Here is a 15,174-nt window from a genome sequence, read left to right as displayed (position 1 = left end):
AACGAGAAGATGCCGGGGGAGGCCTGAGATGACGGAGTCGCAGACCAATATCGCGCATCTCTTCGCTCAGGCGGCGAAGCTGGCCTTTGCCTTTCGCGCCGGCCTCGACGAGCGCCCGCAAAGGCCGGAGGTCGATTATGCCGAGGCTCTGGCGGCCTTCGAGATGCCGACGCCACAGACGGGCGAGCCTGCCGAGGCGGTGCTGGAAGACCTGGTGCGGCGCGCTACGCCCGGATTGCATGCCACCACAGGCAGCCGCTTCTTCGGCTGGGTGATCGGCGGTTCCCATCCCGTCGGAGTCGTCGCCGACTGGATGACCTCGACCTGGGGCCAGAATGCTGGCAACCACACCGCCTCCCCCTCGGCTGCGGCCTGCGAGACGGTGGCGGCACGCTGGTTGCTCGACCTGCTCGACCTGCCGCGGGAAGCCTCGGTCGGTTTCGTCACCGGTGCTACCGTCGCCAATTTCGTGGCGCTGGCGGCCGCCCGCAGCGAGGTGCTGCTTCGGCTCGGCTGGAATGTCGAGGCCAAGGGTCTGTTCGATGCGCCGCCGATCCAGGTGCTGATTGGTGATGCCGCGCATTCTACCGTGTTTTCGGCCTTGCAATATCTCGGCCTCGGCCACGAGCGGGTGACCCGCGTCGCCACCGACAGGGAAGGCGCCATGCTGCCCGACGCGTTTACCAGGGTGATGCGCAATGTCGACTGGGACGCGCCCCTCATCGTGGTCACGCAAGCGGGCCAGATCAACACCGGGGCCTTCGATCCGTATGCGGCGATCATCGACGCCACCCGCGTTCATTCCAATTGCTGGATCCATGTCGATGGGGCCTTCGGCCTATGGGCTCGGGCCTGTCCCGCGCGCGCCGCACTGGCCGATGGCATCGAAGGCGCGGATTCCTGGGCGACGGATGGACACAAATGGCTGCAGACGCCCTATGACTGCGGCTATGCCATCGTCCGCAACGCCGATGCCCATCGCCGCGCGATGATGATCGCGGCCAGCTACCTGCCCTCGGTGGGTGACGGAGAGCGAGATCCCTCCCACTACGTCCCGGAACTGTCGCGCCGCGCCCGGGGTTTCGCCACCTGGGCCATGCTGCGCCATTATGGCCGCGAGGGCATCGCCGCCCTGGTGGAGCGCCATTGCCATCTCGCCCGCCTCATCGCCGATACGCTGCGCGGCGAACCCGGCATCGCCATCGTCAACGATGTCGTGCTCAACCAGGTCATCCTGCGCTTCGGCGCGGGGGAGGAAGCACAGAAGGGCGACGACCTCACCCGCCGTACCATTACCGCCCTCCAGCGAGACGGCACCTGCTTTGCCGGTGGCGCCCAATGGCAGGGCCGCTGGGTGATGCGCCTCTCGCTCATCGGCTGTGAGACCAGCGAAGCGGACGCCCTGCGCTCGGCCAGCGCGATTGTTCAAGCCTGGCGCGAAGTGCGGGAAGGCTGACGAGAGTCCATGAAAACAAAAGAGCCAGGCTCTCGCCTGGCTCTGATGTGTTGGTTCTGTCGCGACACCGCGGTATGGGTGCCGGTCAGTCAGCGACGTCTCAGGCCGCCGAAAGGCGGTCGGCCGACATCTTGCCGGAACGGCGGTCTTCGACCAGCTCATAGCTGATCTTCTGGCCTTCCTGGAGGTCGCGCAGACCAGCACGCTCGACGGCGCTGATGTGGACGAAGACGTCCTTGGAGCCGTCATCCGGCTGAATGAAACCATAACCCTTCTGGGTGTTGAACCACTTCACGGTACCTGTGCTCATGATGAACCTTTCCTATGGGCACGTGCCTTTGCAGCAGGAGGGCAGCAAAAGCGCTTTTGGTCGAAATTGGTAGGAAGGTCATCAGCGTGCACGGCCACAGGACCGCGCGGCCAAAACGTCCGGCCGAGTTCGATGGCGTTTTATGATGTCATTAACGATCAAATGCAAGTAGTGCGATCACATCCGTTCAATTTTACCTTAACCTCGCCCGATAGATATGCCGCTTTCGAGCCCTTAGGCCGGGTCGAGATAGGGGCTGAGGCGGATGCGATCGAGCGGCGGCAGACCAGCCAGCCGCCTGGGATTGTTGTCGGAGGATTCCCTGAGGTGGCTCTCCAGCACGCAGGCGGCATCATCGACGCGGCCCTCGGCGAGATCGCTCAGAATGGCCTTGTGCATGACGATCATTCGCGGGATGTCGGGCTGCTCCCGGTAGGAGCCGAAGGACAGATGCGCGGTGATGAGCGGCAGCTGGCAGCGATAAAGCGTCTCGCGCAGCTCGTCATTGCTGCATTTGAGCACGATGTCATGGTGCAGATCGACTTCCAGCCGATGCAGCAGGCTCGGATCGGCGCGGGCCTGCGGTGTTTCGGCATCGCAAACACGCGTCAGCCTCTCGCAGATCATGCGCGGGTCAAGCCGCGGCGCGGCCTGCCGCAGCGCTGGGGGCTCCAGCAGGATACGCATCTCGTAAAGCTCCTTGATGCGGCCAGGCGTCAGCGGCCCGGCATACCAGCGCGCATTGGATTCCTGGCGCACCAGGCCGACCCGCTCCAGCCGAAGCAGCAATTCATGCGCGATGGTGCGGCTGACGCCGAAATGTTCGGCAAGGATCTGCGAGCGAATCTGGAAACGGCCGAACAGCAGGCAGGAAGCGACCTCCTTTTCCACCGATGCGTAGATCAGCGCCCGCCAATTGCGGACGCGCAGTTCCGCCACGACGTCTGGCGGCAGCACGACATGGGTGGCGAGTTCGCCCAATATCGAAATGTCCGTCGGATGCGGGCCCACGATCACCCCGCGCCTGGAGGGCCTGCGGTGAACAAGACCTTCAGCCTCCAGCCGCATCATCGCCGAGACCGCGGGCATGCGGCCGATGCCGAAAAGATTCGTCACCGCCTTTTCGCGGATGACGAAGCCCTCCGGCAAGGCGCCGGAACGGATGTGATCGGCCAGCACCTGGCCAACGATCTCGTTCATCCGGCGCCGCCCGCCGACAGGCACGGCATCGGGCTCGCGGCCGGCGGCCAAGGTTTCGCTCATGGCCTCTCCTCCTCGGATGGGCCTCACCTGAAGCCAGCCGCCGACAGGGCGCCGATACGCGCGACATTGGTCCGATCGATGATAGCGGCGCCGGCATCCATGTCGACCGGCAGCAGGCCATAGCGGATGTGCAGCACCAGTTGGATCACGGGATAGAAACCCTGCGTGTAGGGCTGCTGGTCGGTAGTGCAGGCAAGATGCCCGGCCTCGATCAGGCGCAGGATCGTCGGGGAGAGATCGAAGCCGGCCACATAGACGGGTCGTGACATCAGCTCCGCCGCCAGTGCCGCTCCCTCGGTGTCGGCCTGGCCGGTGGCGAGCACAGCGGAAATGTCCGGCCGCTGCGCGAGAATGCGCAGAATGTGTCGCGCAGCCTCTTCAGGGTAATGGCTGGTGACGGTCTCGACCCACTCGATGCCTTGATTGGCAAGCCCCGCCTTGATGCCATCGCGCCTTTCCTCGAGCGCAGAAATGCCGGGATCGTGCATGGTGAGCAGCACGGTGCTGCCCGGCCCGATATCGGCGGCAACGCGTCGCGCCAGGGCCCGGCCGGCGGCCGGGAAGTCCTGGGCGATGCTGCTGAGCGTGCCAGCCTTGTCCCGGTCGGCACCGATGTTGAAGGCGACCACCGGCACCCCGCGGCCTCGTGCCTCGGCGATCACCGGCGCGAAGGCGCCCGCATCGAACACCACGATGGCAAGCCCATCGACACCCTGTTCGAGCCCGAGCCGCGCGATCGCCGCCATCCCGATAGCATCCACCCCTACCGTGCCCGTGAACTCGGCATCCACCCCCATCAGTGCGGCAGCGTCGGCCATGCCGCACCGAACGGGGCCGAAGAAATCCTCGTCGCAGTTCACGGCTATGAACAGGAGCTTCAGCCGTCTGCCGGCTTCGAGAGGAGCCATGCACCACTCCTCAGGAAATCGCCCGCGCCGATCCTTCGGCGTGGTGGCGGCCGAGCGCTTCCCAGTCCCAGTCGATGCCGAGCCCAGGCTCGGCGGACGGCACCGCATAGCCGGCTTCGATACGCATGCCGCTACGGGTCACGCCGTCGAGCTGGGGAATATATTCCACCCAGCGCGCATTCGGCACGGCGCAGCACAAACCCACATGCAGTTCCATCAGGAAATGGGGGCAGACCGCGACGTTGAAGCTCTCCGCCATATGGGCGACCTTGAGCCAAGGCGTGATGCCACCGATCCGCGCCACGTCCACCTGCACCACCGAACAGGCGCGGCGCTGCAGGTAGTCGCGGAAATGCGAGGCGCTGTAGAGGCTCTCGCCCACTGCGATCGGGATGGTGGTCGAGGCGGAAAGGCGTACATGCCCGTCGACGTCGTCGGCCGGCAGCGGCTCCTCGAACCAGCCGATATCGGCCTCGCGATAGTGATGGGCGCGCCGTATCGCTTCGTCCACGGCGAAGGCCTGGTTTGCGTCGGTGAAGATCTCGAAGGCGCCGCCCACTGCCTCTCGCACGGCGATAAGCCGGCTAACGTCTTCGCGGACAGGGCGACCGACCTTTACCTTGCACCCTCCAAAACCATCCGCCTTGGCCTTGAGCGAGTCCTCGACGATGGCCTGCGTCTCCAGCTGCAGCCAGCCGCCCTCGGTGGTGTAGAGCCGCACCTTTTCCTGCGCGCCGCCTGCCATCACATGGAGCGGCAGGCCGGCCTTGCGGCAACGCAGATCCCAGAGTGCGGAGTCGACCGTCGCGAGCGCCAGCGAGGTGATGGCGCCAACCGTGGTCGCGTGGCTGAGGAAGAGGAGATCACGCCAGATCTGCTCGACCATGCCAGCCTCGCGTCCGATCAGCGCCGGGGCGAAGGTGCGGGTCAGGAGTTCCAGCACCGAATGACCGCCGGTGCCGATGGTGTAGCTGTAGCCTGTGCCGACGGCGCCATCGGCATCGATGATACGCACGATCGGGGTTTCCTGCGCCACGAAGGACTGGATCGCGTCGACTCGTTTCACCTTCGGTTCGAGCACCACCATCGAGAGCTCGACGCGTGTGATCCTGGCCATGAGGCCCCCCTGCTGAGCGCTCCCAATGCCGCTTTTCCGCGCGGCCTCGCATCAGCCATACGCCCCGCTTCTTGACGACGTCAAGAATATTGCATGAACTATGCAAAAATGATCCGTCGACGCGGAAATCGCGGCGGCCGGGCCTTGCACGGATTGCGCCAGCGCGTTCAATTGGGCCAACAGCCGGAAAAGGGAGAAGCCGTCATGAAGACACGCAGGGTCGGCCGCACCAGTGTCGAAGTCACCGAGATCTCCTTCGGCTGCACGGGCATCGGCAATCTCTACAAGCCCGTCAACCGCGAGGAAGCGGCGGCCACGCTCCAGGTCGCCTGGGACGCCGGCATCCGCTATTTCGACACGGCGCCGCGGTACGGGCATGGCCTGGCGGAGCTCAGGCTTGGCGACTTCCTCTATGGAAAATCCCGCGACAGCTATGTGGTCTCCACCAAGGTCGGCCGAGTCCTGCGCCCAGTACCGGAGCATGCGGTGCCCGATTACGGCTTTGCCGATCCCCTGCCCTTCGCCGCCGATTACGACTACGGCTATGATGGTATCATGCGCGCCTTCGACCAATGTCTGACGCGCCTCGGCCTCAACCGCATCGACATCGTCTATATCCACGATATCGGCGTTCTCACCCATGGGAAGGCGGAGAACGACCGGCATGTCCGTGCGCTCCTCGACAGCGGCTTCAAGGCGCTCGGCGAGCTGAAAAGCCGGGGCGCAATCAAGGCTGTTGGCGTCGGCGTCAACGAAGTGCGGATCTGCCTGGATCTGATGGATCATTTCCCGCTCGACTGCATCCTGCTGGCGGGACGCTATTCGCTGCTCGACCGCTCGGCCGAACCGGAACTGCTGGCGCGCTGCCTCAAGGAGGGAACCTCACTCGTGATCGGCGGCGTGTTCAATTCCGGCATACTCGCCACCGGCCCGATCCCGGGTGCCACTTTCGATTATGGCCCAGCGTCCGAGGATGTTCGGGAGCGCGTGCGTGGGCTCGAAACGGTGGCCTCGACTTACAAGGTGCCGCTCGCGGCGGCGGCGATGCAGTTCCCGCTCGGCAGTCCGGCCGTTGCCTCGGTGCTGATCGGCACTGGCAATCCCAGGAGCCTGACGCGCAATCTCTCCCAGCTCGACTTCAAGGTCGATCCCGGCGCCTGGGCCGAGTTCAACCGCTACACGTTGACGGCGCCGGATCCCGCCGACGCCACGCCCTGGGCACAGAAGGAAGGGTAATGGAAGCGCGGCTGGAGGGCGGGTCTTCAGAGCCTGACTCAAAAGCCCCGAGAAGGCCGAGAGAGGCGCAGATTTTGTCATACCCGGCTTGTTCTGGGTATCCAGGCACCACTTCTCCACGGATTGCGCGTCGCTGGATTGCCGGAACAAGCCCGGCAATGACAAAGTCGAGGTTCCGCCTACTTTTCGGTCGGGCTATTCAGACCCGGCTCTTGGCGGTCGCTTCTCCGAAAGAGGCGGGTCTGAAGACCCGCCCCCCAATTCCGCCTGTTCCCCTGGCGTCGTTGGAACCAATTGTCACGGCCAGCGCTATTGAAGACCATTCGCGATCGTGTAACAGGGCCGCATGTCTGAAAACCTCACGCTCGGTATAGCCGCTGTCTCGACCGCCGCCGTCATCCTGCGTCCGTTCAACTGGCCCGAGGCGATCTGGGCCGTGGCGGGCGCGGTGCTCTTGCTTGTCCTCGGCCTGCTCTCGCCGTCTCTGGCGCTCGCCGGTGTAGCGCGCGGAACCGATGTCTATCTCTTCCTGGTCGGCATGATGCTGCTGGCGGAGATCGCGCGCTATGAAGGGCTGTTCGACTGGCTCGCGGTGCAAGCCATGCGCCATGCGGAAGGCTCGCCGCTGCGCCTTTTCGCGCTGGTCTATGGCGTCGGCGTGGTGGTCACGGTCTTCCTGTCGAACGACGCCACCGCGGTGGTGATGACGCCGGCGGTTGCGGCCGCGATGCGGGCGGCACGGATCGACAAGCCCTTGCCCTATCTGCTCGTCTGTGCGCTGGTCGCCAATGCCGCTTCCTTCGTGCTGCCGATCTCCAACCCGGCCAATCTGGTGGTGCAAGGCGCGGCCATGCCGCCTCTCTTGCAGTGGCTCGTCATTTTCACCCTCCCCTCGCTCGCGGCGATCGCCGCGACCTATGTCGCCCTGCGCCTGACATTCCGCAGCCATTTCGCCAGCGCGATCGCCAGCGACATCGCCGAGGTGCCGCTCTCGCGAGGCGCCATCGCCGCCGCGCTCGGCATTGCCGCCACGGCCATCGGCCTGATGACCGCTTCGGCTCTCGGCCGCGATCTCGGGCTGCCGACGGCGATCGCCGGCATCGCCACCACCCTGATCGTCGCCATCATCGGCAAGGAGGGTGCGCCCTCCATGCTGCGCCATGTCATGCGCGACATTTCCTGGGGCGTGCTGCCGCTGGTGGCGGGCTTGTTCGTGCTGGTGCAGGCCCTGGAAGGAACGGGGGTGCTAACCGCAATTGTCGACCACCTGCGGGCGCTCGCCGGGCAGTCCGTCCCAGCGGCGAGCTGGGTCACCGGCCTCGTCACCGCCTTCGCCTGCAACGTCACCAACAACCTGCCAGCGGGGCTGATCGCCGGCAGTACGGTGCAGGCGGCTCAGGTGCCGGATGCGATCCGGGCTGCGGCTGTGATCGGCATCGATATCGGTCCGAACCTCTCGATTACGGGCTCGCTCGCCACCATTCTCTGGCTCACCGCGCTCAGGCGCGAGGGACATGGCGTGAGCGCCTGGGCCTTCCTGAAGATCGGCTTCATCGCCATGCCGCCGGCCCTGCTCCTGGCTCTGGGCGCGCTCGGCCTGCAGGCTTGGTTCTGGTAGGGCCGTTGAAAGATAAGTGAACCGGCAAGCCGATGTCGGGAGTGCGGGAGAGGCGCGGTGCGGGAGAGGCGCGGTGCTGGAAGCGTTCATTCTTGAACGATCCCTTGGTTAGCCGGTCAAACCGCTCGTCAGCAACCGGGTCAATCGACAGCACGCCCTCGGCTTCCTCGTCCGCCGGTGATGCGTTGGATTTGGTTGGACATAAAAAGAACGAATCTTGACCTGTGTTCCTTCCTATGCTTTATTCCGTAACGGAATGAGGCGTCAATGGCCGGCGCAGGTACAACCCGGCCCCGAACGCCTCCATCCACCCCGAGAGCCTGTCCAAGTGGCAGGCTCAAGCGGCGGTCCTGCTTCCTTCGAAGCCGGCCTCCAGGGGTGACGAGCGGGACAGACGGGATCGGCACCCCATGGAAGTGCCCTGGATCCCTGGACGGAGCGTGAAGGGCTTGAGCCCGGCAATGCCTTCGTCCCTCCTCCCGCCGATGCGGTGAAGACGGCTGATGCCACCGTCCGGCCAGGATGGACGTCGCTCAGCCCCTGTGCCGAGCCGGCTGGTCAGGTTCGGATGGTCCGTGCCATCCGCTCCCGGCTCGCCTCCGCCTTCAGAAGGCGGAAAAACGGGTGGCCTTGCGCGCTTTGTCAGCGTGCCGGGCCGCCGGAACGGAGCGATGGCGGCCAGCACCGACAGTGCGGCCTGCATCTTCCATGAATCCTGCTTTCACGGCTGCCCCGCAGCCGCCATCGCCCGGTCTCCTCATCAACCCAGCCCGAAAGGGCGTGGGAACGAGAGCGCTTGCGCATTGCGGTGAGAAGGCGGTGGAGGCGAAGAAGGTCAACGCTTGGGAAGCGTTAAGAAATCAGTACTTCGCCAAGCCGGTGTTCAGGGAGCAGGAGAGGCACACAAGCGTCACGCTTGAAGCACTTATTTTTTAGCAATGCCTAAACGGCTCTCTCAGGAATCGCCGAAACCCAGCCAGGACTCGAGGCTCTCCCAAGTCTCGTCCATCGCATATTCGCGCACGAAAGGCAGTGAGATGTGCCCGAACCGCAGCGAAAGCTGTTTCTCGGCCGCCTCCTCGCCCTGCCTGGCGATCGAGGCCACGTAGAGGGCCGAGGCAAGGCCCGTTCGGTCGGAGCCGGAATTGCAGTGGATCAGCAGGGGTTTGGGCGCCTTCGCCATCAGCTCGATCAATTGCTGGGCCCGGTCCTGCGTCAGCCGATGCGTGGCGGACATGCTGAAGTCGATATGTTCGACGCCGAGCGCCTTGGCGTCGGCCAGTTCCTTGTCATACCAGTGCTGGCCGGGATTGGCGCCACGCAGATTGATGATGGTCTTGATGCCATAGCGCTGAACGTCGCGGGTCATCAGTCCGTTGCCGAGCTGGGCGGACCGATAGACCTCGCCGGGCACGACCGTGCCGAAATTACCGGTAACAAGGGCATTGGTCGCATAGGCGCCCACGGCGAGCAAAGCGGCGAGGAGACAGCCGCCACTCACGGCAAGGATCGATTTTCGGCCGGGGAACATTACGGGACCACACACAACAGGATGGTCCCTATTCGCGCGTGGATTGCAGCCAAAAAAGGGCTGTTCATTTCCGGCAGGTAAAGATGGCGACTATCTTTTGAAGGGGTCCCGCGTGCCGCCCATGATCCACAATTGCGGGCATCGGCGAGGAGCCGATCCGCAGAAGCCCCGTTTCATGGGAAGGCCTTACAGCGTATAATCGCTGATGCGAATATGATCATAAGATCAAAAAGGGGAGAGGCTCCATGCATGCGACCCCGATCACGGGGGCCCAGATCCGGGCAGGCCGCGCCTTGCTTCGGTGGACGGCCCAGAAGCTGGCCGACGCCTCCAGGCTGGGTGTGGCGACCATCCGCCGCGCGGATGCCGCCGACGACGTTCCTCAGATCACGGCGGCCAATGCCGCTGCCATTCGACGGGCACTCGAAACAGGAGGGGTCGAATTTATCTGGGATCATGGTAGAGGTGTCGGAGTCCGCCTCGCGCGCAACCGCGCGCCGCAAGGGGAGCATTTTGACTTTGTCAGTGATGGGAATGAAGGGTGAGGAAGTCTGTCTTGGCCGTGGCTGCGGCCATACCGGTGGTGTTGGGCGTATCGCAGGCGCAGGCCTATGATTACATGGCGGTCGGCATCGGCACCATGCCGTGCAAATATTGGCTGTCCACGCCGCAGCTCGAGGGGGAAGGCAATACCTGGATTCTCGGATGGTGGACGGGGCTGGACAGCCGGAATGACAATCATTGGGTCGGCAGCAGCACCGATGGCAATGGCATCATCATGGTTGTGAAAAAAGAATGCCAGCACAGCCCCAATAAATTACTTATGAATGTCATGGCTGATCTATTCAAGAAATGGAACCATCCACCAAGATAAAGCCACTAAGGATCGTGTTTATCTCGAAGCCAATGAGAGCGTTACGAGTAGGTTCTTTTGGATTCTTTGAGTCAAAAGGTCCGCCATGGAGATCTTGTTAAGACAATTCCCATGGCGTTATTTCACTGGACGAACCCTGGATAATCACCGGGCAAAAGGGATCTCCATGTTCAGGAATGCAAAACTCGCCGCAGCTTTCGGTTTCGCCATCGCCACTGCCGGTATTGCCCAGGCCATGCCGACCACCGTGCCGCAGCATGACGAGTCGTCGATGACCACGGAGGCGGCCTTCGGTTGCCCAAACGGCACGCATCCCGACCATTACGGCCGTTGCAAGCGCAACAACGATACGGTGGTCCACCAGGGTCCGCGCTTTACTCCGATTGTTCCAGCGGCTCGCCGTCTGGTTTGCCCACCCCGCATGCGTCTCGATCCCTCGGGTCACCGCTGCGTCCTGCGCTTCTGAGCGACCTGGGATCCCACGAATCAGAAAGGCTGGAGCTTGGCGGCTCCAGCCTTTTTATAGTGGGGCTCACTCGGCGCCCGTATGCCAGGGGCCATGATGGGCGCCGGGCTGGTCGATGCGCTCGAAACCATGGGCGCCGAAGATGTCGCGCTGGGCCTGGACCAGGTCCACCGTGGCGCGGCTGGTGCGCAGCTGCTGGAGATAGTTCACTGCCGAGGTAAGCGCCGGCACCGGATGGCCGTTGGCGACGGCAAGGCCCAGGATCTTGCGGGCAGACGGGAGGGCCGCCTTCAACTCGCCGGCGAAGTCCGGATCGAGGATCAGCGATTCGGGCGCGGGCGTGGCCGAATAGGCCTTCGACATCGAATCGAGCATGCGCGAGCGGATGATGCAGCCCGCACGCCAGATCTTGGCGATCTCGGCCAGCGGCAGGTCCCAGTCGAACTGCTTGGAGCCGGCGGCGAGCACGTCGAAGCCCTGGGCATAAGCAAGGATCTTGCCGGTGAGCAGCGTCTTCTCGATGTCAGCGATGATCTCGGGCGTGGCAGAACCGATCGGCGCCCGCTCGGCATCGCCCAAGGCTCCATTCACCGCCTGGCGCAGGCTGCGCATGGAGGAGAGGCCACGCGCCTCCACGGCGGCAGAAATGGCGCTGGCGGGCACGCCGAGATCGAGCGCCTCGATGGCGGACCAGCGTCCCGTGCCCTTCTGCCCGGCACTGTCGAGGATGACATCGACGAGCGGCTTGCCGGTAGCGGGATCGGCCGTACGCAGGGCCTGCACCGTGATCTCGGTGAGGTAGGAGGCGAGCGGACCCTTGGTCCAGCCCTCGAACACATCGGCGATGGCGGCAGGCGCCATGCCCAGGCCCGAGCGCATCAGGCCATAGGCTTCGGCTATCATCTGCATGTCGGCATATTCGATGCCGTTATGCAGGGTCTTGACGAAATGGCCGGCGCCGGCCGGGCCCATATAGCCGCAGCAGGACGTGCCTTCATAGCGAGCTGCGATGGCGTTCAGCACATCCTTGACGCGCTCATAGGCCTTGGGACTGCCGCCAACCATGATGGAGGGGCCGTGGCGGGCGCCCTCCTCGCCGCCGGATACGCCGACGCCGAGGAACTGGAAGCCTTCGGCGCCGAGCGCTTTGTCATGGGCGACGCTGTCACGATAATTGGCGTTGCCGGCATCGATGATGATGTCGCCCTGTGAAAGATGGGGCTTGAGCTGGTCGATCGTCTCGTCGACGGCGGCGCCGGCCTTGACCATCAGCAGCAGTGCGCGCGGCGGCTTGAGGGCAGCGATGAGATCTTCGATCGTGTGGCAGGCAATCATGTTGGCCGCAAGATCGCCCGCCTCGTTGATCGCCTCATCCGTGCGCGCCGGGGAGCGGTTAAAGACGGCGACCTTGAAACCCTTTTCGGCGATGTTCATGGCGAGGTTGCGCCCCATCACCGCCATGCCAATGACTGCAATATCTGCCTGTGCCACCTGTGCGTCTCCCCTGCTCACTCAGCAACCGATCATATTGTCAAAATCGATCCTTCCCAGCGCTATGCCGCCTTTGACGCCCGATGTACAGACCCGGCAGTGCTCATTGTGCGGGCAAAGGTTCTTTCCGATAATTTCGGAAGATCCGGGAAAATCGGCGAGTTTGGCCTGTCGGCCTGGCCCACGCGACAGATTCAACGCAGGATGCCTCCCAAGGTTGCGCCTACCGCAGCCCAGGCATGCGTGCGCGCCCTTGCCAATGTCACCAGATCTGTGGCGGCGACAAAGGCACCGGATCGGTTCTGAAGCCGTGGCGGTAGCGGGTGCGCAACTCCAGGCTCTGGGCAAGCTGCTCGACGCTGTCGAGGGCGCGCCTCAGCTCCGCATGGCTGTAGTAGGTCAGCAGCTCCGTCGCGAGCTCACCCTCGCCGGCATCGAGGAGAATGGCAGCGCTGCGCGCGATACCGGCCTGGCTGCGGCTCAGTTCGGCCTCGATCGCCTCCCACAGCGCGGTCGCTTCCGGCAGAAAGGCCTCGTGATGCTGGAAGATGAGATTGAGCAGGCGTTTGCCGGCCGCGCTGGCGGAGCGGGTCGACTCGATACCCTGCGGGATCAGCGAGACCGTATCGGGGCGCCCCTTGTCGGCGTGCCGCGCATCCAGGAAGCGAGCGGCCTCGCCGGCGCTGAGATGGCGGTGGGCGCGATATTCCTCCGGCACCCCGGCAACGCCCATGAACACCGGTACGAAGGGCGCAGCAACGGCACCGACCTGCGTGTGCCAGAGCATGCGGAGCTCCGCATGGGCAGGCGTGGCCAGGGGCACAACCTGGCCATAGCCGGCGGTATCGCCGGTAAGCCGGGACGTGCGCACCGCCCAGATCACATCGGCAAGGCCGATCTTGTCGGGCCGCCGGGCGCGTCCAGCCATTTCAGCCTCGATCCAGGCGACGCCAGCCCAACGCCCCCTTCCGTCGCCATAGACAGCATTGGCATCGAACGGCCCCTCGCCGTCATACCAGCCCTGTCCGCGCGCGAAGGAAACGAAATGCGCGGGATAGAGAAAGTCGGCCCGGCCGGTGTCATGCACCGGCACCACGCCAATATAGCCCGGGCGCGAAGCGCGGATGGCGTCGGGACCGAGCCGCTCAGCCACCCATAGGCCCTTGCCACCTGAGAATTGGATCACCACCCAGGCCTCCTCGGCATCGGCGATCAGATGCGAGTTGCCGCCATAGTCCGCATAGCCATGGCGGGCGATGAGATCGGCGATGATTTTCACGCCGTCGCGCGCTGTCCTGGCCCTCTCCAAAAGTATGCGGGCAAGATCGCTGTAATTGGGGCCGCTCTGGTCCACCGGTGTCATGGCGACCAGCTCGGGACGGGACGGCGACCAGATGTCGCGCACGGCGACTCCATGCTCGTTGAGCCCACCATTGGTCAGCGGCGCCGGCACGCCCCTGTAGTGGCTGTAGCTGACGCGAATATGCCGCGCTGTCTCCACAACCTGCGGAATTTCGCTCATCCGCCCCGGCAGATCCGCCTGCTGCGTCACTCCGACGCTGATAACAGCACCAGGTTCGTGGTGCCGGCGCGACACGATTTCCAGCCAGTGGCTGGACGGCTCGTCGCCATAGCCGGCAAGGTAGGCGATGCCGTCTGCAGTGTGATTCCTGCCGATGTAGAGACCGTAGCTCACATGCCCCTCCGCCTTCCCCACCTGCCGGCGTTCATGCCACGACGGCCACCCCTCACCAATAGGATAAGCATCCCCCCTTATGGCCGAGTTGCGTAACAGGTGTGTCTTTGATCACGTACCAATAGCGCGGGGTGCGTTAACCTTTGTGCAAGGTCATCGCCTCTAGCGTGAGGTAATTCAGGCAGCCCAGCTGCAGCAATCGAATCGGAGGCCAGGCACGTCATGGCTGATATCGCGCAAAATGCTCAACTGTCGGGCGATCTGCTCCAGACAATGTTCGCCTCGAACATGACCAACATGATCGTTCTCGATCTTGTGGTCGCGGCCATCATAGTGCTCGCGCATCGTTTCTTTCTTGCCAATGAGCGCCGCATAAACGCTACGTCATCCACGCCGAACGAGTAGACGCGAACACGCTTTGACGCTCCGGCGGGCAGACCACGGGTCGCCCGCCGCCACGCCGATTACTGTACCGTAAAAAGCTCCCGCACGAACGGGTCAACGGCCCTGGTGATCAATCGGTCACGGTCGGGCCCACCACACCACCCACAAAGCCGCGGAAAGTCTGCATCGAGCCGATCGAGGCTCTGTTGTTGGCGGGCGGCGCCACCGGAGCCATCGCCGGGCGGCCCAGTTCAAAATGTAAGCCAGGTCGCGATGCAGACGATGGCCAGCATGCCGCTGGGCGTCTCAGCCGCGATCACCGTGCGGTGCCTGCGCAAGCTCCAAAGCAGCGCGCCGGTCCGACGACGCGGGAACCTACCACCCCGGCGGGAGTTTTTTTAGAGCGGCGGACATCCGGTCGCGCCTTTCCACTCAATGCCGAGGAAGAACACATGGCAGACACCTTGTCACCGGAAGACATGCGCAAGGAATTCGAGAAGCAGATCGCGGATCTGAAAAAGGAGGTCGGCGCCCTCAGCAAGATGCTCGCCCGGCAAGGCGCCGAGAGCCTGGAGCGTACGCGGGAAACTGCGGCAGATGCCCTCGACCGTGCGAAGGGTCACGCTCGTGGCTCGCTCCATCAGGTGCGCGAACAGGCCCAGCTCGTCTCGGACACCATGAAGGAAAATCCCGGCACGGCCGCCACCGTGCTCTCGTCAGCCGGCATTATCGGCTTCGTTCTGGGCCTTATCGTCGGCACGCAGCTGTCCAGCACCTCCAGGCACTGGTAGTTTCGCAAGGAGAGGGGCGGATCTCGATCGCCG

Annotated in this window: 16 protein-coding genes; 8 read left to right on the top strand and 8 right to left on the bottom strand. The window is 64.1% G+C overall.

All coding sequences use genetic code 11. The features are described 5' to 3' along the window. The first annotated feature begins 28 nt into the window (after positions 1-28). The gene (locus tag ACMDCR_RS08050; protein WP_413992026.1) at positions 29-1,456 is read left to right on the top strand and encodes a pyridoxal phosphate-dependent decarboxylase family protein; all 1,428 of its coding nucleotides are present in this window, start codon (positions 29-31) and stop codon (positions 1,454-1,456) included. A gap of 100 nt (positions 1,457-1,556) precedes the next feature. Here the strand turns inward: ACMDCR_RS08050 and ACMDCR_RS08045 are convergent, their stop codons facing one another. The 4 genes from ACMDCR_RS08045 to ACMDCR_RS08030 all read right to left on the bottom strand — a co-directional run bounded on the left by ACMDCR_RS08045 (position 1,557) and on the right by ACMDCR_RS08030 (position 5,054). Then, positions 1,557-1,766, bottom strand: a complete 210-nt coding sequence (locus ACMDCR_RS08045) for a cold-shock protein (protein WP_284309905.1) — start codon at positions 1,764-1,766, stop codon at positions 1,557-1,559. Positions 1,767-2,000: 234 nt separating this feature from the next. Then, entirely contained in the window at positions 2,001-3,029 is a 1,029-nt protein-coding gene (locus ACMDCR_RS08040) for a GntR family transcriptional regulator (RefSeq protein ID WP_413992025.1), read from the bottom strand. 23 nt (positions 3,030-3,052) lie between these two features. Next, positions 3,053-3,937, bottom strand: coding sequence for a substrate-binding domain-containing protein (locus ACMDCR_RS08035; protein ID WP_413992024.1), 885 nt, complete (start codon positions 3,935-3,937; stop codon positions 3,053-3,055). 10 nt (positions 3,938-3,947) lie between these two features. Beyond that, on the bottom strand, positions 3,948-5,054 hold the full coding sequence (locus ACMDCR_RS08030) for a mandelate racemase/muconate lactonizing enzyme family protein (RefSeq protein ID WP_413992023.1): 1,107 nt from the start codon (positions 5,052-5,054) through the stop codon (positions 3,948-3,950). 204 nt (positions 5,055-5,258) lie between these two features. On the opposite strand from ACMDCR_RS08030, the gene ACMDCR_RS08025 reads away from it, so the two are divergent. Both ACMDCR_RS08025 and ACMDCR_RS08020 read left to right on the top strand, forming a co-directional pair. After that, a complete protein-coding gene (locus tag ACMDCR_RS08025) occupies positions 5,259-6,290 on the top strand; it encodes an aldo/keto reductase (RefSeq protein WP_413992022.1) in 1,032 nt (343 codons plus the stop codon). Between the two features lie 346 nt (positions 6,291-6,636). Beyond that, positions 6,637-7,908, top strand: a complete 1,272-nt coding sequence (locus ACMDCR_RS08020) for an arsenic transporter (protein ID WP_413992021.1) — start codon at positions 6,637-6,639, stop codon at positions 7,906-7,908. Between the two features lie 337 nt (positions 7,909-8,245). Here the strand turns inward: ACMDCR_RS08020 and ACMDCR_RS08015 are convergent, their stop codons facing one another. Together ACMDCR_RS08015 and ACMDCR_RS08010 are read right to left on the bottom strand one after the other, a co-directional pair. Beyond that, a complete protein-coding gene (locus ACMDCR_RS08015; protein ID WP_413992020.1) occupies positions 8,246-8,611 on the bottom strand; it encodes a hypothetical protein in 366 nt (121 codons plus the stop codon). Between the two features lie 252 nt (positions 8,612-8,863). After that, the gene (locus ACMDCR_RS08010) at positions 8,864-9,409 is read right to left on the bottom strand and encodes a dual specificity protein phosphatase family protein (RefSeq protein ID WP_413992019.1); all 546 of its coding nucleotides are present in this window, start codon (positions 9,407-9,409) and stop codon (positions 8,864-8,866) included. 275 nt (positions 9,410-9,684) lie between these two features. On the opposite strand from ACMDCR_RS08010, the gene ACMDCR_RS08005 reads away from it, so the two are divergent. From ACMDCR_RS08005 to ACMDCR_RS07995, 3 genes are all read left to right on the top strand, one after another. Then, entirely contained in the window at positions 9,685-9,984 is a 300-nt protein-coding gene (locus ACMDCR_RS08005; RefSeq protein ID WP_284309897.1) for a transcriptional regulator, read from the top strand. A gap of 17 nt (positions 9,985-10,001) precedes the next feature. Then, positions 10,002-10,313, top strand: coding sequence for a hypothetical protein (locus ACMDCR_RS08000; RefSeq protein ID WP_413993563.1), 312 nt, complete (start codon positions 10,002-10,004; stop codon positions 10,311-10,313). A gap of 166 nt (positions 10,314-10,479) precedes the next feature. Then, positions 10,480-10,779, top strand: a complete 300-nt coding sequence (locus tag ACMDCR_RS07995; protein WP_413992018.1) for a hypothetical protein — start codon at positions 10,480-10,482, stop codon at positions 10,777-10,779. Between the two features lie 66 nt (positions 10,780-10,845). Here ACMDCR_RS07995 and gndA read toward each other — a convergent pair whose 3' ends face one another. Further along, entirely contained in the window at positions 10,846-12,240 is a 1,395-nt protein-coding gene (gene gndA, locus ACMDCR_RS07990) for an NADP-dependent phosphogluconate dehydrogenase (protein WP_413993562.1), read from the bottom strand. A 292-nt stretch (positions 12,241-12,532) separates the two neighbouring features. Next, positions 12,533-13,966: a C69 family dipeptidase gene (locus ACMDCR_RS07985; RefSeq protein ID WP_413992017.1), complete on the bottom strand. Its 1,434-nt coding sequence runs from the start codon at positions 13,964-13,966 to the stop codon at positions 12,533-12,535. A gap of 222 nt (positions 13,967-14,188) precedes the next feature. Between ACMDCR_RS07985 and ACMDCR_RS07980 the strand changes: the two genes are divergently transcribed. Both ACMDCR_RS07980 and ACMDCR_RS07975 read left to right on the top strand, forming a co-directional pair. Then, complete coding sequence (locus tag ACMDCR_RS07980) at positions 14,189-14,371, top strand: hypothetical protein (RefSeq protein ID WP_413992016.1); 183 nt, start codon at positions 14,189-14,191, stop codon at positions 14,369-14,371. Positions 14,372-14,802: 431 nt separating this feature from the next. Beyond that, a complete protein-coding gene (locus tag ACMDCR_RS07975; protein ID WP_413992015.1) occupies positions 14,803-15,141 on the top strand; it encodes a hypothetical protein in 339 nt (112 codons plus the stop codon). Positions 15,142-15,174: the final 33 nt, after the last annotated feature.

Source organism: Labrys okinawensis (genome assembly GCF_047345005.1).
GTDB lineage: Bacteria > Pseudomonadota > Alphaproteobacteria > Rhizobiales > Labraceae > Labrys > Labrys okinawensis.
This window is presented reverse-complemented; position numbering and strand designations above follow the sequence as displayed.